At 59.2% G+C, this 19,335-nt stretch carries 18 protein-coding genes; 3 read left to right on the forward strand and 15 right to left on the reverse strand.

Translation table 11 applies throughout. From position 1 onward, the window contains the following. Positions 1-19: 19 nt before the first annotated feature. Positions 20-1,309: a replication-associated recombination protein A gene (locus V9G17_06400; protein MEI2752215.1), complete on the reverse strand. Its 1,290-nt coding sequence runs from the start codon at positions 1,307-1,309 to the stop codon at positions 20-22. A gap of 159 nt (positions 1,310-1,468) precedes the next feature. Here V9G17_06400 and V9G17_06405 point away from each other — a divergent pair, with 159 nt between their 5' ends. Continuing rightward, positions 1,469-2,272: an alpha/beta fold hydrolase gene (locus V9G17_06405; GenBank protein ID MEI2752216.1), complete on the forward strand. Its 804-nt coding sequence runs from the start codon at positions 1,469-1,471 to the stop codon at positions 2,270-2,272. Here the strand turns inward: V9G17_06405 and folE are convergent. The 9 genes from folE to V9G17_06450 all read right to left on the reverse strand — a co-directional run bounded on the left by folE (position 2,269) and on the right by V9G17_06450 (position 10,970). Next, on the reverse strand, positions 2,269-2,904 hold the full coding sequence (gene folE / locus V9G17_06410) for a GTP cyclohydrolase I FolE (GenBank protein ID MEI2752217.1): 636 nt from the start codon (positions 2,902-2,904) through the stop codon (positions 2,269-2,271). The two genes, V9G17_06405 and folE, sit on opposite strands and share 4 nt — an antisense overlap. Next, entirely contained in the window at positions 2,897-3,346 is a 450-nt protein-coding gene (locus tag V9G17_06415; protein ID MEI2752218.1) for a 6-carboxytetrahydropterin synthase, read from the reverse strand. Before V9G17_06415 ends, folE begins: the two co-directional genes overlap by 8 nt. Positions 3,347-3,469: 123 nt before the next feature. Then, on the reverse strand, positions 3,470-3,790 hold the full coding sequence (gene erpA / locus V9G17_06420; GenBank protein ID MEI2752219.1) for an iron-sulfur cluster insertion protein ErpA: 321 nt from the start codon (positions 3,788-3,790) through the stop codon (positions 3,470-3,472). Between the two features lie 63 nt (positions 3,791-3,853). Continuing rightward, a complete protein-coding gene (locus V9G17_06425) occupies positions 3,854-4,210 on the reverse strand; it encodes a 2Fe-2S iron-sulfur cluster-binding protein (GenBank protein ID MEI2752220.1) in 357 nt (118 codons plus the stop codon). Positions 4,211-4,222: 12 nt separating this feature from the next. Continuing rightward, the gene (nuoF, locus tag V9G17_06430) at positions 4,223-5,524 is read right to left on the reverse strand and encodes an NADH-quinone oxidoreductase subunit NuoF (protein ID MEI2752221.1); all 1,302 of its coding nucleotides are present in this window, start codon (positions 5,522-5,524) and stop codon (positions 4,223-4,225) included. A gap of 253 nt (positions 5,525-5,777) precedes the next feature. Further along, a complete protein-coding gene (locus V9G17_06435) occupies positions 5,778-6,365 on the reverse strand; it encodes a urate hydroxylase PuuD (protein ID MEI2752222.1) in 588 nt (195 codons plus the stop codon). 102 nt (positions 6,366-6,467) lie between these two features. Beyond that, positions 6,468-7,412, reverse strand: coding sequence for a malate dehydrogenase (mdh, locus tag V9G17_06440; GenBank protein MEI2752223.1), 945 nt, complete (start codon positions 7,410-7,412; stop codon positions 6,468-6,470). A 68-nt stretch (positions 7,413-7,480) separates the two neighbouring features. Beyond that, a complete protein-coding gene (locus V9G17_06445) occupies positions 7,481-7,891 on the reverse strand; it encodes a hypothetical protein (GenBank protein MEI2752224.1) in 411 nt (136 codons plus the stop codon). 43 nt (positions 7,892-7,934) lie between these two features. Then, a complete protein-coding gene (locus V9G17_06450; GenBank protein MEI2752225.1) occupies positions 7,935-10,970 on the reverse strand; it encodes a VWA domain-containing protein in 3,036 nt (1,011 codons plus the stop codon). A 137-nt stretch (positions 10,971-11,107) separates the two neighbouring features. Between V9G17_06450 and V9G17_06455 the strand changes: the two genes are divergently transcribed. Then, entirely contained in the window at positions 11,108-11,554 is a 447-nt protein-coding gene (locus V9G17_06455; GenBank protein MEI2752226.1) for a ferredoxin-thioredoxin reductase catalytic domain-containing protein, read from the forward strand. An 8-nt stretch (positions 11,555-11,562) separates the two neighbouring features. After that, on the forward strand, positions 11,563-12,795 hold the full coding sequence (locus V9G17_06460) for a M28 family peptidase (protein MEI2752227.1): 1,233 nt from the start codon (positions 11,563-11,565) through the stop codon (positions 12,793-12,795). 40 nt (positions 12,796-12,835) lie between these two features. Here the strand turns inward: V9G17_06460 and V9G17_06465 are convergent, their stop codons facing one another. The 5 genes from V9G17_06465 to V9G17_06485 all read right to left on the reverse strand — a co-directional run bounded on the left by V9G17_06465 (position 12,836) and on the right by V9G17_06485 (position 19,299). Beyond that, on the reverse strand, positions 12,836-13,291 hold the full coding sequence (locus V9G17_06465; protein MEI2752228.1) for a hypothetical protein: 456 nt from the start codon (positions 13,289-13,291) through the stop codon (positions 12,836-12,838). A 71-nt stretch (positions 13,292-13,362) separates the two neighbouring features. Continuing rightward, positions 13,363-13,698, reverse strand: a complete 336-nt coding sequence (locus tag V9G17_06470) for a DUF167 domain-containing protein (GenBank protein ID MEI2752229.1) — start codon at positions 13,696-13,698, stop codon at positions 13,363-13,365. Positions 13,699-13,746: 48 nt separating this feature from the next. Continuing rightward, positions 13,747-14,586, reverse strand: a complete 840-nt coding sequence (locus tag V9G17_06475; GenBank protein MEI2752230.1) for a CbbQ/NirQ/NorQ/GpvN family protein — start codon at positions 14,584-14,586, stop codon at positions 13,747-13,749. A 121-nt stretch (positions 14,587-14,707) separates the two neighbouring features. Continuing rightward, entirely contained in the window at positions 14,708-17,809 is a 3,102-nt protein-coding gene (locus V9G17_06480) for a PAS domain S-box protein (protein MEI2752231.1), read from the reverse strand. Positions 17,810-17,811: 2 nt separating this feature from the next. Further along, complete coding sequence (locus V9G17_06485; GenBank protein MEI2752232.1) at positions 17,812-19,299, reverse strand: phosphatidylglycerol lysyltransferase domain-containing protein; 1,488 nt, start codon at positions 19,297-19,299, stop codon at positions 17,812-17,814. Positions 19,300-19,335 lie beyond the last annotated feature (36 nt).

Consider the following 19,335-nt stretch of genomic DNA (forward strand, 5'->3'; position numbering starts at 1 on the left):
AGCCCCTTTCTTCACCAAATCACGAGGTTCTGGGGCGGTAATAGCGCGTCCCGCGAAGCGGATCCGGAAGGTGATTCTGATCGGTCTTGGCCGCCGGATCGTCATGCACATACCGATACCCCTTCCCGTAGCCGATGTCTTTCATCAGTGATGTCACGGCGTTGCGCAGATGCAACGGCACCCCGAGATTGCCATGTTGGCGCGCATCCCGCACCGCCTCCTGCAGGCCCACATAGGAGGCATTATCCTTGGGCCTGGAGGCAAGATACGTCGTCCCGTGCGCCAAGTTGATCTGAGCCTCTGGTAGCCCCACGAATTCCACCGCCTGCGCCACCGCATTGGCCATCACCAGGGCCATCGGATCGGCGTTGCCGATATCCTCTGACGCAAAAATGACCATCCGTCGGGCGATGAATCTCGGATTTTCCCCGCCTTCCAACATACGCGCCAGCCAATAGAGGGCGCCGTCCGGATCGGAGTCGCGCAGACTCTTGATATACGCCGACACCAAGTTGTAATGCTCCTCGCCCGACTTGTCGTAACGAAGCGCCTTTTTGAGCAGCGCAGACTCCAACACCTGTTCATCGATGGTCCGCGATCCATCCGGCCCGACAGGCGCCTGGCCGGCGACAAACTCCAACGTCGTCAACAGACTTCTCGCATCCCCGTTGCCGAAGGCAATCAATCGCTCACGAGCAGCAGGGAGCAACGTGATCCGAAGCGATCCGAGCCCCCGCTCCGTATCGGCCACTGCACGGTCCAGGATAGAACCGAGCGACTCCTCTGCCAGCGGCTTCAGCACCACGACGATGGAGCGAGAGAGCAAGGGCGCGATTAATTCGAAAGAAGGATTTTCTGTGGTCGCGCCGATGAGCACCACCGTCCCCCGTTCGACATGCGGCAAAAAGGCGTCCTGCTGAGCTTTATTGAACCGGTGAATTTCGTCGACAAACAGCGTGGTCGCCCGACCCATTGCCCGTCGATGCTCCGCAGCCTTAATAATCTCACGCAACTCGGGAATCCCGCCGGTGACAGCTGAAAACGGCACGAACTGGGATTGAGTGTGCTGCGCAACCAGCCCGGCTAACGTGGTTTTCCCGCAACCCGGCGGTCCCCAGAAAATAACCGAGGCGAGTTGATCCCGCTCAATGGCCGTTCGGAGCGGGCGTCCAGGCCCCACCACCTCATCCTGCCCGACGAGATCGTCAAAGCTTCGGGGACGCATGCGCTCGGCCAGCGGCACCTTCCCCGGACGGGCCGCCGCCTGAGCCGGCGCGAAAAGATCGCCTGTGGAATCATGAAGGGGCATCGTCGTGCTCTCTTTCCGTATTGCTCTACATTCTATCCGTCGTGATGGAACCATGGCAAACCATGGCCAGCTCACCAAGCGACCATCCCCTTGATTCCCACGCGCGGCAATGGTACCACCCAGCCATCGGACTTTCTGACTTTCACAAAGGACCTACGGATGTTTTTCGACACCAATGGAATTCGATTGGCCTACGATGACCACGGGGCAGGACTTCCTCTCGTCCTCCTCCATGCCTTCCCGCTCAATCGCTCAATGTGGTCACCGCAGGTGACCGCGCTGTCCCGGCAATTCAGGACCATCGCCGTCGATCTGCGCGGACACGGTGAATCGGATGCTCCGCTGTGGAATTTTTCGCTCGATCACTATGCTGATGATGTCTGCGCGCTCCTCGACCACCTCGCCATTCCGCAAGCGGTTCTCGTAGGGTTATCGATGGGAGGCTATGTCAGCTTAGCCTTCTCCCGAACATACGGGAACCGCATGATGGGATTGGTGCTGGCGGATACTCGCGCACAGGCGGATAGCCCGGAAGGGCGCACGGGGCGTCTCAATCTGGCACAAACAGCCTACAAACAGGGAACCGACGCTGTGGCGGATATCATGCTCCCGAAACTACTTGGAGCCACATCCCTGCGACAGAACCCGCAACTGGCTGAATACGTTCGACAGACGATCCGACAGACTCCGGTCAGCGGCGTCCTCGTCGATCTGATGGCCATGGCGGATCGACCTGATTCGGTTGCCCACCTCCGTACCCTCACCTGTCCAACCCTCGTGGTCGTCGGCCAGGAAGACCACACAACACCCCTCGCCGACGCGCACGTGATGACGACGGAAATCCCCGGTGCCCGGCTGGCCGTGATCCCTGCCGCCGGGCACTTGAGCAATCTTGAGCAACCTGATGTGTTTAACGATCTGGTGAGGAACTTCGTCGAGGAGCTACGGGCGGCGAGCGATTAGTTTCCGTCTCGCACACTGCTGCCACGAATCAACTTCAAGAACTCTTCGCGGGTCTGCTGCTGGGTGCGGAACACGCCCAACATGGAACTGCTCACGGCGACCGTGTTTTGTTTTTCGACGCCCCGCATCATCATGCACAGATGGCGTGCTTCCATCACGACCGCCACCCCATGCGCATTGAGCTTTTTTTTCAGCGTCTCCGCAATCTGAAGCGTCAGCCGTTCCTGCACCTGCAATCGACGACTGAACGCATCCACAACCCGCGGAATTTTGCTCAACCCCACGACTTTTTTGTTGGGCAGATATCCCACGTGACACTTCCCGAAAAACGGCAGCAGGTGATGTTCGCACATGCTGAAGAAATCAATATCCTTCACAATCACCATTTCATCATACTCAATCGGGAACAGAGCCCCATTGAGCAAATGATCGATATCCTGTCGATAGCCCTGAGTCATAAATCGCATGGCCTTCGCGACCCGCTTCGGTGTATTGAGGAGGCCGTTGCGGTCAGGGTCCTCTCCCAATTCCAGCAAGAGGTTCGTCATCAGCCCTTCGATCGGGTCTTGGTCGGTCGGCGTCGCAGCGACACGCGATCGTCTGGCGCGAGACCCAGAAACCACTTTAGCCATGCCTCACTCCCTCTTCTCTCTGCCTGCCCTCCGCAGAGCCGGAATACTCGAAGTAGTTATCACGCGTTTCAATCACACCGACCTTCACCAATCGACCCGCAGGAAGCTTGTCCACCAGCAGGTCCCAAATCAGCAACACCAGATTCTCTCCGGTCGTGGTCTGGGTTGAGAACTCCGGATCCAGATTTAAATCCTGATGATCGAAACGCTCCACCACAGTCTGCGCGACAACCGCATCGAGCTGTGGCACGTCAACCACCTGGTGCGACACCGGGTGGATATCGCCCCGGACGGACACGAATACCACATAATTGTGCCCATGCCCGTTCGGATTGTTACACTTGCCGAACGTCACCCGATTGTCCTCGGCCGACAGCTGATCCGTATGCAGTCGATGCGCGGCACAGAACCGATAGCGCCGCGTGATCGTCGCCTGAGACATTGGAACCACACTCCACCAAGATTGATAGAACGAACAAGCCGGGAGGACTTCCCACTAGATGGGGAGCCACTCCCGGCCTGTTACTTCACTCAACGTCCCGGTTGCATCACAACCGGAAAGGTCTTATGCACTGAAAGAACTGCCGCATCCGCAGGTCGTCTTGGCTTGCGGGTTCTTGATCGAGAAACCGGATCCCTGCAAGCTGTCGACATAATCGACTTCCGCGCCCTGGAGCAGCGGTGCGCTTTGCGAGTCCATGATGACCTTCACGTCACCTTTTTCAATGACCGTATCATCGTCGGCCATTTTGGATTCGAAGGCCATGCCGTACTGATACCCGTGGCATCCTCCGCCGCGAACATAAATCCGCAGACCGACCACATCTTTTTCCTCGGTCATGAGTTCTTTTATCTTCTGCTCGGCCAATTGCGTAATCGTCACCATCGTTGGTCCTCCTTCTGGTCTACCGGTTCAGCACGTTTCATTACTTTACCATCTCACTGAAGCTTACGGAAGTCCTGCCCCTCTTTTCTCAACTTCGCCTGATGAGGCTGATGTGGGTTGCACCCACTTAGTTTCCGGCACACGCACCACCACATCCCCTAACACCCTTGCCTGACAACCGAGCCGATGCCACGGCTCCGACAAGGCTTCACGATCCAACAGGTCTTGTTCGTCGAAGTCAATCTCCGACAGATTGTCGCCACCCGTCTGCACTTCCACGCGGCACGTGGTGCAGGACGCATTTCCGCCGCAATCGTGATTGAGTTCAAACCCAAGTGTTTTGGCCGCTTCCAAGAGAGTCAGATTTGACTCCACCTCACCGCTCCGGCCCTGGGGATGAAGAAAACTCACACGCGGCATCCGGTAGTTCCTCTAGGCGTTCGCACCGGCCCCAGTCCGGGCCGGCTGAAAGGGACAGCGTTGCAGACGAATATGCTCTTCGAATTCATGCTGGAACAATCGAAGACTGCTTTGAACCAGGACGGCGGCACCGGTAATAAGGGTGCAATACCCCGTGCCCTTCACAAATCCGCACAGCTGCAGCAATGATTCGAGGTCCTTCTGGCTCCCCTCTCCGCGCTCAATCTTGTCCATCAATGTCGCCAGATTGATCGTGCCCATCCGGCACGGAGGGCATTGGCCGCAACTTTCACCCTTGAAGAAATTCGAATACTTGAGGGTCGCTGCCACCATGCAGGTAGCATCATCGATGACAATTGTCCCGGCGGAACCGAGGCCAGTGCCGGCTTTTTTCAGCGAATCAAAATCCATCGGTAGATCGAGTTGATCCGCCGTGACCATGGAGAACGCAGGCCCGCCCGGAAATACGGCCTTGATCTTGCGTCCATTGGGGACACCTCCGCCGCACGTCTCGATGAGGTCTCTGATCGTGACCCCCATCGGCATTTCATACACGCCGGGCCGATTCACTGATCCGCTGAGCGAGAAAAGCATGGTTCCGGGACACTTCTCCGTCCCCACCTGAGTAAACCACGCGGCGCCATTCTTAAGAATCTGGGGAATGTTACACAGCGTCTCAACGTTGTTCACCAGAGTCGGCTTCCCGTACAACCCGAAATCGGTGGGATAGAACGGCGGCTTTTGACGCGGCATGGCCGGACGTCCCTGCATCGATTCCAACATGGCCGTCTCTTCACCGGCCACATAACTACCATGACCAGAATAAACTTCGAGGTCGAGATCCACGCCTGTCCCGAGGATGTTCTTCCCCAATAGACCACGCTCGCGGGCTTGGGCGATGGCTTTCCGCAGATTCGCCTCTTCTTCCGCATATTCGTGGTTGACGTAAATGTACGACGCTTTGGCATTCACCGTTCGCGAGGCAATCAGACAGCCCTCGATCAGTTGATGCGGGATATGCTTAAGGAGGTGGCGGTCTTTAAAGGTCCCCGGTTCGTGTTCACCGGCGTTGCACACGAAGTAGCGCTCCTGCACCCGGTGGTTGAGCACCTTGTCCCACTTGATTCCAGTCGGAAAGCCGGCGCCGCCACGCCCACGCAACCCAGCCTTCTTAATTTCGCCGACGATGTCGTTAGGGGTCAGCTCTTTCAGACACTTCCGCCAGGCTTCATACCCACCGGTTTTGAGGTAGGGATCGATTTCCCAGGGAGCGCCTTCAAACTTCTGCAATACCCTTGGTTGAGGTAGGGTCACGTTGTTCCCTTTCGGGGGTAGCACCCCCAGGTTAGCAGGAATGTACTATACGGCTGCTCTCCGGGGGCCGTCAAGCCAAGTTCGCCTGATTAGGCCTGAATCTCAATCAGTTAGGGCTGATAGACCTACAAGGAATCAGTCCAAAGACTCGCCGACATTCGATCACGGTTCCTGGCGCCGACCAGCGCAAGAAAAAGGGGACTGGCCATCCTTCTCGAACGACCAATCCCCATGATTCTGCTGACCAGCCTAGTTACTTCAAATGGCTCCCCGCCCCCATGAAGAACAACATGGGAATAGACAGCAGGAAGTTGATGCGCGACGCAATCAAGGCCGTTTTGCCCCACTGAGCCATCTCCGGCGGAGCAGGCGTCCCTTGGGCAGCGGCGGCCGCCGCTGCAATGATCTTCTTCTGATTGGGCCAGATGATCCCATGCACGTTCCCCATCATGATGATACCCAGAAGACCGCCGATTCCCAGTGCAAGCGCCCCCGTTCCACCTTTTGAATAGAGGTAGCCGTAGAGCACGACCCCCGCGAGGACGGTCACCGTCGCGCCATGGCGGAACCAATTCAGCGCGGCCGGCATCAACTTGGGAATGACGATGTTCTTCGTCGGCCCATCCAGGCTCTTGAGAAAGCCGGCATTGATCAGGTTAAAAAAGTACAACAGCCCGATCCAGGTGATACCGGCCAGGAAATGGATCCAGCGCACGATCAGACCGAACCAATCGGCCTCACCAGCGCCCACTCCAGCCATACCCAGATAGACGACTATCAATCCGACAGAAAGCGCTAATCCTGCGCCCAATGTCTGATACGGATCCTCCAAGAATTTCATACGCCCCCCAACTGTAACGGTTTACTGCCAACCACGTTCTCTACTGCAGGCCATTGAGCCTTGTCAAGCAACCTGCGTCACACATCCTTCAAAATCGGCCTGTTACGCAGTCAGCAGGCGATCGACGACCCCACAGAGGTCCCGCACAGCGTCCGCAGATGCCTGTAATGCAGTGCGTTCCTCAGTGGTCAGATCATACTCAACGATGGATTCACCTCCATTACGTCCCAACGTGACGGGGACCCCGACGATGACATCCTTCAGTCCGTATTCTCCCTCACAGAGCATGGCGCAGGGCAGGACGCGCTTCTGGTCGTTCATGATTGCCTCGACCATGTCCACGGCAGAGGCGGACGGCGCATAAAACGCGCTGCCGGTCTTGAGCAGGCCCACGATTTCGGCCCCGCCGTCCTGCGTGCGCTTAATCAAGGCTGCCAGCCGTTCCGGAGCCAACCGGTCCGTAATCGGCTTGCCGGCCACCGTCGTTTGCCGGACCAGCGGCACCATCGTATCCCCGTGCCCACCCAACACCATCGCCTGCACATCCGTGCCCGGCACGTGCAATTCCTCGGCAACGAACGACCGCAAACGCGCCGTGTCCAGAACACCCGCCATCCCGAGCACCCGCGATTTCGGCAGGCCACTGACCTGTCGCGCCACATGCACCATGGCATCCAGCGGATTCGTCACCAGAATCAGGATGATATTCGGCGAACGCGAGACCAGTTCCCGCACCACCGTCTTCACGATTTTGGCATTCGTCGCCAGGAGCTCATCCCGACTCATGCCCGGCTTCCTGGGAATTCCCGACGTGATCACGGCAATAGAGGACCCGGCGGTCTCGTCATACCCATTCGTACCGACGACGCGGGTACTGTACCCACACACCGGCCCGGCCTGAGTAATATCCAAGGCCTTCCCCTGTGGGATGCCCGGTACAATGTCGACCAGCACGACATCGTAGGCATTCTTCTCCGCCAGCCGCTGCGCGACCGTCCCGCCGACATTCCCCGCACCCACTACCGTAATCTTTGGTCGTCCCATCATCCCACCTCGTGAAGCGTGAAACGTGAAGCGTCAAGTGCAAGGGCTCCCTTACACTCACTGTTTACCCTTCACGCGTGTTCGTGACCCGTCCAGCCGCCGACCTTGAAATTGATCGTGCAGACAAAATTATCGCCGTCATAAAAATTCACTTTAATCTTCTTCTTCCCGTAGTGTGCCGCGAGAAAATCCTCCGGCGCCTCCACCAGTCCCTGGTACCCACCGGCAGGATACTCACCCAGTTCGTGAAATACCACGATCATGCCGGCTTTCACTTCCTGCAATATCTTCGCGGTACAACGCGGATAAATTTCCCAAAACTTGGCGTCGATCTCCTCTCGCGTCGGTTCCGGCCGTTCCTCTCCCGGCTTGGTGTCGCGATTCGCAAACTTGGCCTGTCGCCGCACATAGGGGTATTGATGGCCGGTAAATAACTTGTAAAGCCACGGTGGCACCGTCGGTCGCGTGGGCTGCTCAATCATCGTTGGTATGCTCCAATGCTGCAAAGGCCTCGTGTACGACCATTCAGGCCGTCAGCCGATGGTAAATCCTCGGGAGCTTCTCCGGCAACCCCTCCACCCGATCAATCACGACATACCGCACATCCCCATACATGCGACGCACATATGGGTCTGCCTGCTTGTCGATCGTAATGCAGACCGGCTCAACACCGCTGGCGCGGGCTTCCCGCAGCGCCATGCGAGTATCTTCTAGGGAATAGTCATCCTTATAGCCGTCGTCCAATGGGCGACCGTCGCTGATGACGACCAGAATCCGCGTCTTCGCCTGACGGGCGAGCAACTTGCTCGTCGCGTGCCGGATGGCGGCGCCGTCGCGATTCTGCTGCAGGGGCACAATCCCCCCCAGCTTGGCCCCAGCACGCCCGGTCACCAACTCGTCGAATCCCTTCACGACGACAAAATCCACCTGATTCCGCCCCTGCCCTGAATAGCCATACACGGCAAATTGATCGCCGATCGCCGTCAGCGCTTCACACAGGAGCACGAGCCCCTGCTTTTCAATATCGATAATCCGCCGCCCCTGCTCGACTTGGCGACTGGTCGAGCCGCTGAGATCCACCAGAAATGCAGCGGCGACCTCACGTTCCCGTTTTTCACGCCGCACATAAATCCGCTCCGATGGCTCGATGCCCGCCGACAAATCAGCCATTCGACCGATCACGGCATCCATATCCAGGTCTTCGCCGTCCAACTGACCGGGAATGCGCCGGAGACCGGGTGGGCGCAGACTCTCGAAATAGCGGCGCAGCAGCCTGACTGCTCCCCGTTGGGCCGCGAGGGTCTCCTCCACAAAATCCGATGTCCCTTCAACCGCCTCACGTTCAATCACGCGGCACCAATTCATTCGGTAATCCTGAATGGCGGCATCCCATTCACGATAACGAACCGCCTTGACCGCTCCGACCTTCTCGTCATCGGGCCGGCTCCCCTCACCTTCAACCGCCAGCACCTCCTCCACGAGCGAGGGCTGTCGGCGGCCGGGGACAAGGACATCTTGCGACATCTGCTGCGAGCGCGCAGTGCCCGCGCCTGACGACCCGCCGGAATCACCAGCCAGACCCGCGCCCCCTTCGCTGTCACCCTGGCCGGATGCCGCACTCTGCTCGGGAGACGATTCCGTTCGGTCCCGCACCAGGTTCGGGTCCATCGCGCCGCGGTAGTCCCAATTGTCCATTGGCCGGTACGTATCGGACATATCCTCCGAGGACTTAGGCGCCGGGATAGATTGTTCCGGAGCGTCCGCTTCGTCGTGGCTGGGAATGGCCTCCCGCCGAATGGCTAACAACTCGTCCATCCGCATATAGAGACGGTCGGCCAGGCGCACCGCCTCCTCGGCGGTGGCTCGGGGATGAAAGATGGTCCGGCCGAGCGCCCAGAGTTGCTCGACTTCCTTCTCAACTGACTCGGGGACAATGAGCGATCCGGCGTCCCCGGTGGAAAAGAGCAGGAGTTGATCGACGACCAATTCGCGGACTGTCATGCCATGCGCGAGCGTCCGGATGTTGACGGCATCTTTCGCGACCGCTGCCAGGTCGCGGCTCAATCCGGGATATTCGGCGCGCAACAGATACTCGACTCGTGCATCCTCCAGGAGGGCCCACAGATCGCGAATCAGACCGGGTTGAGGATACCGAGCAAACACATCTCCCAAACTCCGGACTTCTTTCGGCACGGGACGCCCATACCGCTGGGCAAGTTCGTCAACCAGGTCCTGCAGCCTGACAAGAGGCAACTCAAATGTGCCGAACTCCAAATGCCCGGCCTCATGCGCCGCCATTACCATATAGAGACGTACGTTTTCCTCATAGGTCGGATACCGCCTGATGATCGACGGCAGCCCGATACTCTGACCGTCTTCACTCACGGTGGCGCGAGCCATCGGTTGGGTCGATTCGAGAGAGTCCGGCAGATCGTGAATGCGCAGATCGCGACCACAGAGCGCCTGCGCGAATAACTTGACGCGACGGGCGATCTGCCGCAGCGGCACACCGCTCAGGGCCTGAGAGACGGCGCCCAAGGCCTTCTCCGTTTCCATGGCGAAGTACGCCCGCCCCCCCTCCGGACTGTACTCCAGCACTTCCATACCGGAGGCAAACCAAGACTGGAACTTTTCCTGCGCGCCCTCACCGGATCCGATCAAGGCGATCAATTCAGGGCAGCGTCGAAGATAGGCCAGCCCCGTGTCAGCGTCACGCTCGGCGACCAGCAGTCCGTACCGAAGGACCTGCGTTCGCCATTCATCCGCAGGAAGACGCCGGAGAATCGCAGGCGCCTCGGCCAATACCGCAATACCCGCTGCCGGTGTACGCTCGGCCATCTGCGCTCCGATGCCGATCACCTGATTGCGGTGCAACGGCTCGGGAATATCTTCCAAAATGGCCGGACTCGTTCTGAAGAATTCCAGGACACCCAGGTAATCCGGTTTGCCGAGACTGTTCTCGACGATGAGCTTCATGCCGAACCGCACCCAGGCACGAACGGCGTCGAGGGACAAGACACGAGCAATCGAGGGAATCTGCCGGATATATTCCACCGCCAAGGCAAAGTCCGTTTCCGTCAGTTCACAGGCCAGTTCCATCCACACGGGCCAATCGGCCGGAGATAAAACACCGACCGCTTCCGGTGCAATCCGGATAAATTCCACCGCCACATTGGCCTGGCGATCTGCAAGCTCCAACCCGGCGGCCAACACGACCGGTCTGCGTGACGGCTCAAGGAGACCGAGCAACAGCGGACTCTCCTTAAAAAATCTCAACGCCAACGCGCCGGAATCTGCCGCGATCGCGACGCCAAGATCGACCCAGGGCAGCACATCCGCCAGCAGGCCCCGCCGCTGCATCTCGGTCAATGCCTCAATCGCGGCCTTGGCCGCTTTCGGGGCCTCTTCCGTCAGCTCGTCCAACAACACCAGGAGACCCTCTATTGTGTCAGGCCTAGTCGCCGAGTCGGCAATGGCCTTCACCGCGGCGGCAGCCCCGTCAGGCCCGAGTTGTTCGGACAGCAGATCACACAGTTGTTCAAAAGAGCGCCCAGACGCCATAGTTTCAGAGTCCGTTTTGGGGGAGGTTGTGGATTGTAAAGGACACAATTTCGCTTGTAAACTGTGTCCTCGCGGTGGGCAGGCACCCATCGCACACAGACAACGATTCACCGGACGGTTGTAACACGGGGGATAGGATGGCTGAACCGAGTCAAGAAAGCCTCGACAAGATGTGGAAGTATGTAAAGGGCTTCGCTGAGAAGAGCGGGACCGCCATGCATCCGAATGAAGCCGTCACCAAGGCGGTGGTTCTCGGCCTCGCCGCCCATGTCGATGAATTGGGCAAACCGTTATGCCCCTGCAACTTCTACCCCGACAAACAGGCCGAAGCCAAGCTGCGACGCTGGATGTGCGCCTGCGACGAAATGCAAATCTACAAGTATTGCCATTGCCTGCTGTTCGTCCGTGAAGACGGCATGCCGATCACCGAATATCTGCCGGAGGACCACGAAGGCCGCCAGTGTTATGGCCTGATCACCGATCCGACTCCTGAAAAAGGCCGGGCACTCCGGCACAAGGCCCTGCCGATGGCGCCGAAGGACGTCGCTTCACCGACCGCCCCAGACTCCGCCCCGCAACCGTGAACACGCGTATGCCTTCTGGCCGGAACCGAGCGGTTACCCTTGCCCTCTCAGTCCTGTCCCTCCTGCTCGGCCTCTCCTCAACCGGATGCCTGCGCACCATGGAGGCCATCGACCCACGGAGCCTGCCAAGTCCCTCGGCTTTGGGCCAACGCCTCCAACAACATGTGTCCTTTCTCGCAAGCCCTGAGCTGGCGGGTCGGCAGCCGGGCTCACCCGGAAATCGCCAGGCCGCCCACTATATCGAGGAACAGTTTCGAGCCGTCGGACTCCAACCACTGCCGTCGCTCGGCGGCTACCGGCAGACCATCTCGGCCACGATTGGCGACAACGTTCTCGGCGTCATCCCGCCGACGGCCGGCACCGCCGCGCGTTGGATTGTCATCGGTGCCCATTACGATCATTTAGGCTATCCCTTCCTCGGTGCGGACGACAATGCCTCCTCCGTCGCCATTCTCATTGAAACGGCACGACACATGACCAACCCCTCCGGCCACGGCATCCTGTTCGTGGCCTTCAACAGCGAGGAATCTCCGTATTTCGGGAAGGCTGTGATGGGGTCGCAGTTTTTATTTCATCATCTACCGGCGGAAATAGGCCAAGCCGAGACGCTCCACGCCGTCGTCATCATGGACCTCATGGGTGGCGTACAGTGGACCCCGATCAAGGATGCGATCTTTGCCGCCGGCGCGGAAAAAAGCCCCTTATTGTACCAACGTGTCAAACAAGCCGTTGTTCCATCACTCACGGTCTTCCCCGTGGGGATGCACCTGGTCGAAGAAATCCCCGAGATCGGCCACAAAGCCTTCAGCGACTACGACGTCTTCCGCAACCATGAGCTGCCGTTTCTGTTTCTCTCCGCCGGACGCACCCCGCGGTACCACACGGCCGGGGACGTCGCCAGCACCCTGCATTACGACCGCATGGCCGCCACCGTCGAATGGCTGCGACACCTGACCGCTCTGATCGATCAGGATCAGGCGCCGTACGGATTTCAAGCTGATCGGATGGAGTGGGCCGATGAAGTCGCGTCGTTCCGTAAAATCGTGAACCAGGCAATACAAGACGAGACACGGATACCGGGCACGTCGCGGTGGTCATTACATAAGCTGAGGCAGGATGCGGAATGGCTGCGAGATGCCGACCGTTCAGAGCCGACGCCGCAGAATCGTGATCGGCTGGAGCGGATTTCGATTCGTGTGCAGTGCCTGATGGCCGACTATTCCGGCTGTTTCACGTTTTGATCGACCTCGCCCCTGCACGGTCGACGCAACAGAGACTGCTTCATTGCCAGCCGATCGGCTCATACCCTTTTTCTTTGAGACAACGTTCAACGAAGGCGGCGTAGTCAGGCTGCGGCTGCAGTGGTTTGTAGGTTCCAGCAAGAAACCCCAACACCCCCCCGACCGCGCCACCTGCCGCCGCCCCGATGGCGACACCTGCAGGCCCCCCGATCAAACCGGTGGAGGCTCCGACAACCGCCCCGCCGATCACCCCCAACGTGGCACCAACGCCCGCATTCCCGCTCCAATTCGTCCCATGCTGCAGACCGGCGCGTTCCGCTTTCTCAGCACACACGGCCACCTCGCGTTCCGCCTGGTCTTTGCCATACAGTTGTACGCGCGTATTGGATTTCAGAATAGGCTCTGGGCCGGCACAGGCCGCCAGGCTGATGAGACTCACGGAAACCAGCACGGCACAGAATCGGAACCCGCGCACGCCTATACCAACCTCAGCCATCCGATCCTCCTGCATCCCTTCACCCCCCGGTGCTGATCCACGAGCACAGAGCCCCAGACTCCGCCGACGCACTATTCAAGGCCGAGCTGTTGGCGCACTTGTTCGACGGAACGCCCCTTCACCAATACGCGCTTCTGTCGGCTCCCCGCTCCGGACAAGAGCCGAATCGCACTCGCCGGCACGCCACAACAGCGGGCAAGAAATCGGCACAACTCCTCGTTGGCCGCGCCGTCGGAGGGCGGCGCCGCCACGCGAATTTTCACGGCCTGCCCATGGAGACCTGCGCATTCAGTGCGAGAAGCTTTTGGCTGGACATGGATCGAAATGGTGACGCCTTCGGATGTGCTGCGAACGGCCTGTTCCCGCTCAGGGGTTTGGTTCTCTCGCATGGAGTGGCGGCTGGTCACCAGGGTTCCTGGAGGCAGAGTTTCAGCGCGTCGCGGGAGGCGGGTGCGTCAAAATATCGCCTTCACGACTTCGACGATGCTGCGCAGCATGTCCGGATCATCGGTAATCGGACGGGCGATGGCGACATCACAGGCACGATCGGCTGGCACGCCCTGCTTGATCAAGGTCGCCGCATAAATCAGCAGTCTGGTGCTCACGCCTTCTTCTAACCCGTGATTCTTGAGATTGCGAACCTTCTCCGCAACCTTGACGAGGCGCTGCGCGATCTCAAGGCTCACGCCGGCTTCCTGCGACACCACCCGACTCTCGACCTCGGGCGACGGGTAGTCGAACTCGATCGCCATAAACCGCTGCTTGGTGCTCTGTTTGAGATCTTTCAGAATACTTTGATAACCGGGGTTATAGGAAATCACCAACATGAAGTCATCGACCGCCTCGATAACCTGCCCCTTCTTCTCGATGGGCAGCAGGCGCCGGTCATCGCTCAAGGGATGGATAATGACAGTGGTGTCTTTCCTGGCTTCGACGATCTCGTCCAGATAGACAATGGCCCCCTGCTTGACGCCGAGGGTTAACGGGCCATCCATCCAGACCGTCTCCTGCCCCTTCAACAGATATCGTCCGACGAGGTCCGATGCCGTAAGATCTTCGTGGCACGCCACGGTAATCAGCGGGCGGCCCAATCGGTAGGCCATGTGCTGGACGAAGCGCGTCTTTCCGCACCCCGTCGGCCCCTTCAGCATCACCGGCATGCGACTCTGAGCGGCGATGGTGAAGAGCCCGACCTCGCCCCGTACCTCGGCATAAAACGGCTCGCGCGCGATTCGATACCGGTCAATCTCTTGTTCCTGCCCTTTTGGCGCCGAAGACGTTCGCCCTTCGCTCATTCCGACACTCCTACCTTGAATGGAATCACGTGGATGGTGCGCCACGATAAACGGAAACGAGCGAGAAGTTCAAGCGGCCGGCTGAAGACAGAAGTCACCACACGCGCTTGCGTCGTCACGGTCAGGCAACTTTCGATCCATCGAGCACTTCGCGAACCTTTTGCGCCAGCGTCGTAGGCGTGAAGGGCTTTTGCAGGAAGGAATGTTCGGTATCGATGCCGCCCTTGGAAAAGGCCGGGTGATCCGGATACCCGGACATATACAGCACCTTCACCTCGGGACGAACCGTCGCGAGTTTTTCGGCGACTTCCGGCCCGCTCATCTGCGGCATCACCACATCGGTCAGCAGCAAATGGATCGGGCCGGCATGTTTGGCGCCGGTGAGCAATGCCTCAATGCCATGCCGCGCCTCCAGGACCGTATACCCGTGCAAGCGCAAAGTTTCATTGACCAACCGCCGCACACCCGGCTCATCCTCCACCAACAACACCGTCTCGCGGCCTCTGACCGAATCTCCCCCGGCCGAGGCGGATTCGACCTCCGCCGTGACGGACTCCACACGCGGGAAATAAATCTTAAACGTCGCCCCGCGCCCCGGATTACTCTCGACCTCGATACAGCCACCACTTTGCTTGACGATCCCGTAGACCGTCGAAAGACCAAGCCCGGTACCCTTGCCCTTTTCTTTGGTCGTAAAAAACGGTTCAAAGACATGCGACTGCGTATCTTCGTCCATGCCATGCCCGGTATCGCGCACGATCAACATGATATAGGAACCGGGCTCGGCGCCCATCGGCGGGCGGTTCTTACGTTGGCCGAACTGCACATTGCCGGTTTCTACCGTGAGACGGCCCCCGTTCGGCATGGCATCGCGGGCATTCACAGCCAGGTTCATAATGACCTGCTCCACCTGACCGGGATCCGCCTTCAGCTGCCCGAGCCCAGGATCCAACACGGTACAGAGCTCGACGATATCCTCGCCCAGCAATCGGCGCAACATGCCTTCCATATTATGGATCACGGCATTCAAATCCAGCACTTTCGGCGCAACGAACTGCCGGCGGCTGAACGCCAGCAACTGTCCGGTGAGACCGGAGGCACGATCGGCAGCCTTCTTGACCTCTTCCAGTTCCTTCCGGAACCCATCCGTCGGTGCCAGGCGGCTCAACACCAGTTCGCTATACCCGCGAATCACCGTCAGCATGTTATTGAAGTCGTGCGCCACGCCGCCGGCCAACCGCCCGACAGCCTCCATCTTTTGTGACTGCTGGAGCTGCCCTTCCGTGCGCCGCAGCGCATCCTCCGCCCGCGCGCGCTCGCCGAACTGGCCGATCTTCAGTCCAACATCCGCCACCATCTTTAACAGCTGCTCGTCCGGCTCTTTGATCTCTCGCCGGAACAACTCGATGACGCCCTCTACCTCTGTGCCGACGCGAACCGGAAATCCGAATGCGCCATGCAGTCCCACACGCGCTGCGGCATCGCCGCGGAGGAAATTGGTCTCATACACGACGTCCTTAATCCAGGTCGGCTGCCCGGCCTCCCAAATTCGCCCAGGGAGTCCGCTGCCGAGCTGGAAGGTAGACTGCCAGGTGGCCACCACAAATTCTTCGGCATTCAACCCGGGGGACTGCCAGACATCCAGGCAGCGCAACGCACTCGCCTGCCGATCCAACCGCCAGAAGATCCCTAATTCCCATTCGAGACTTTCGCAGATGGCCTGCAGGATCTTCGGTCCCGCTTCTTCCAGCGTTCGTGATTCCGCCAAGACGCGTGTGACCGCGTACTGCGACGCGAGTTGACGCTCGGTACGTTTCCGGGCCGTAATATCCCGAATGAACGCGCTGAAGATATAGGCATCGCCCAACCGGGCGGGAGAAATGGTGATTTCGACAGGAAACTCATGACCGTCGCGGTGAGATCCCATCATCTCGATCCGTCGATTGAGGAGTGCGCCCTGTCCGGTATCCAGGAAATGGCGCAGACCGCGTTCATGCGCCTCCCGATCCCGAGCAGGAATGACCGTCTCGGACACCCGGCGCCCCAGAGCTTCCTCCCGCTCCCATCCGAAAATATTGATCGCCTGGGCATTCCAATCAGTAATGATCCCGCCCGCATCCATGGAAATCACGGCATCCAGCGCGGAATCCACAATGACTCGATTCCGTTCCTGACTCTGCAGCAATGCGGCCTCCGCCGCACGCGCCCATTCACTTTCCTGCTGCGCCTGCCGATGCTGCTCCCGCAATCGCCCGGTTGCCCACAGTAACAGCCCCACCATGGGAATCCAGACGACGACACCGGCCATACCGAGCTTCCACATCATGGCTCGAATGGGCAACAGAATGACGTCGCGATCCATCCGCAGCAAGATCGTCCACTGCAGCCCAGTATAGTCGCTATACCCGTTGGTTTGAGCATACCCCGTCACCACGGGCACATGCCGACGAGCATGCGTTTCCTCGACGTACCCCGCTTTGCCGGACCGGCTCAACTGCACCGAGGGCAGACCAGCTTCTTTGAGATTTACCCGCTCGCCCTCGGCAGCGGCCGAATCCACAAACACGATCCCGGCCTTCGTCAGAAACTGATACTCGAAGGGACCGGCAATACCATCGGTTTGTTGAATTTCGCGCACGGTTTCGATGAGCACCTCCTCCAGCATCGGCAATCCGATGCGAGTCGTCACCGCACCGAGAAACTGCCCACTGACACTCATGATGGGCGCCGTAAACGCCACCGACTCAATCTTGCTGTTTGACTCGTGCACTTCGACTTCATCGACTCGAACGGTTCCGGTTTGCCGCACCCGATCAAACCAGCCGCTCCGACTGTAGTCCTGGCCGATCACGGAAGAATCCGTGGCTGCAACCATACGCCCATGGGCGTCCGTCACACCGAGCCAGAGGTAGACCGGCGCATAGGTTTCTTTCACCCATTGCAGATATTCGTTGACGTATTTTTTATCGAAGGAGCGTTCGCCAAACGTACGCGCCATCATTCGAACGTCACCGTGACGTTCGAATAACAACCGGTCGAGTTTGTCCGAAATTTCAGCGGAGGCCAGGGTGAGGTTTTCTCCCATGGCCTCAACCATTCGCACTTCGATCGAGCGCAGCATGACGACACCGATGACGAATGCCACGATCGTCATGCCGACGATCAACACGGGCAGCCAGGGATAGGACCGGCGTAAAGAAGCGGCTGGAAGCGAGGCGGCCATAGTCAGGACTCCGTCACAACAGAGTTCGGTAACAATCGCACGGGACGATACCAGTTCTTGGACTGAGCCAGACTCGGCAGACCGGAATCATCCATCGTATTGACCCAACATGCCTCTTTGGCGCGTGCTTGGCGACAGAATTCACGAAATATAAACGGCCCCAGCCCCACAATATCCCGATCAGCGATTTCCAGCAATATAGAAAATACCGAGCGGTTAAGCTTCACTCCCATGGTATAGGCCCGAATACGGCCCGCTACACGAACCACCGCGCCGGTCAACCCGAGTTCCGCCGCGGCAACCAACGCCGTCTCCTGCGCACCGGCGGCATCCTGCAACAGCGCGCTGGCCCAGTCATCCGCACCGGCCCGATGCTTTTGCTCGCACCATTCGTGAAAGAGACTGACACAGGCCGTGGCGTCCCGCGGGTCATAGGGCTCCAGCACTCCGCCCCATTCCCGCACAAACCGATTACACGCGGCACGCGGGGATTTAAACGACTCACCGGACAGGTCGGCCAGATCCGATACGGCATAGAGATAGTCGGGGTCTTTGGGCGTCACACGGTAGCCCAGGGCGCGAATCTCCTCGACACAGGCTTCCGACACATTCTCGACCCGTGTCACCGTCGAACTGCCGTTTCGTTCCCGCATGAAACGAAACGCCTCGGCCAGCGGCTGCGCAAGGGGTCCGACCCCCAACGGCGGGAGGACCATGAACACCCCATCGGGACATTCGGCAAACAGGCACAGATGGTCGTGTAGATTGGCCCAGGAATAGGTCAAGCGATGCCGCCAAATATAATGGTAGGCGAAAGAGGCTGCTGCGAGAGGGGTTCCCTGGTATCCGGCGCTGACGGCAAGTGCGGCTTCCATACGCGCCCGATCCTCGAGCGTGAGGGCCTGCGTGCGCACCCGCATCCGCCCCTGCTGCATCCGTTCGGTCAAACGAGTGAGCGGCCGCAGCACAATCACATCGTCCTGAAACCGCCCGATGAGTCTGGGATACCGCACAAGCGTCTCCACACGGGCATCCTGCTCGATCCAGCGGGCCATGTCGTCGGCAGCCTGATCCACGAGCGGTGAAGACTGCTCTCCCATATAGGGACACTTCGTATCCCATCCCAACACCACCTGCTCATGCGCGGCATCCCACATCAGCGCAAACGGGTAAAGTCGGCAATCAAGCGGGCGAACCTCATAGATGCGACAGCGTGAGGTTGCGGTGTCGAACGCCGGACAGACATACCCCTCCGCCGCCGGATTCGGCACCAGATCGATTTGGCTCCCATCCAGGCTTGAGAACAATTCCGGGGCAAGACCAGCCGCGGTCGCGGTGCTGATTTCGTCGGCCGTAAAGAAGGGGCGCAGGAAACTGTCCCGCTCCGGAAACCGGCAACACACATCGCAACGGAAACAGGCGGAACTCGGCACGATCTGCAGGAGCGCATCGCCCACAAGCCGCGAAGGATTCATCGGGGGAATTGGCACGAATGGACTCGTCATGAGCTGTGACCGCATTGTAGC

It is taken from the genome of Nitrospira sp. (genome assembly GCA_037045225.1).
GTDB lineage: Bacteria > Nitrospirota > Nitrospiria > Nitrospirales > Nitrospiraceae > Nitrospira_A.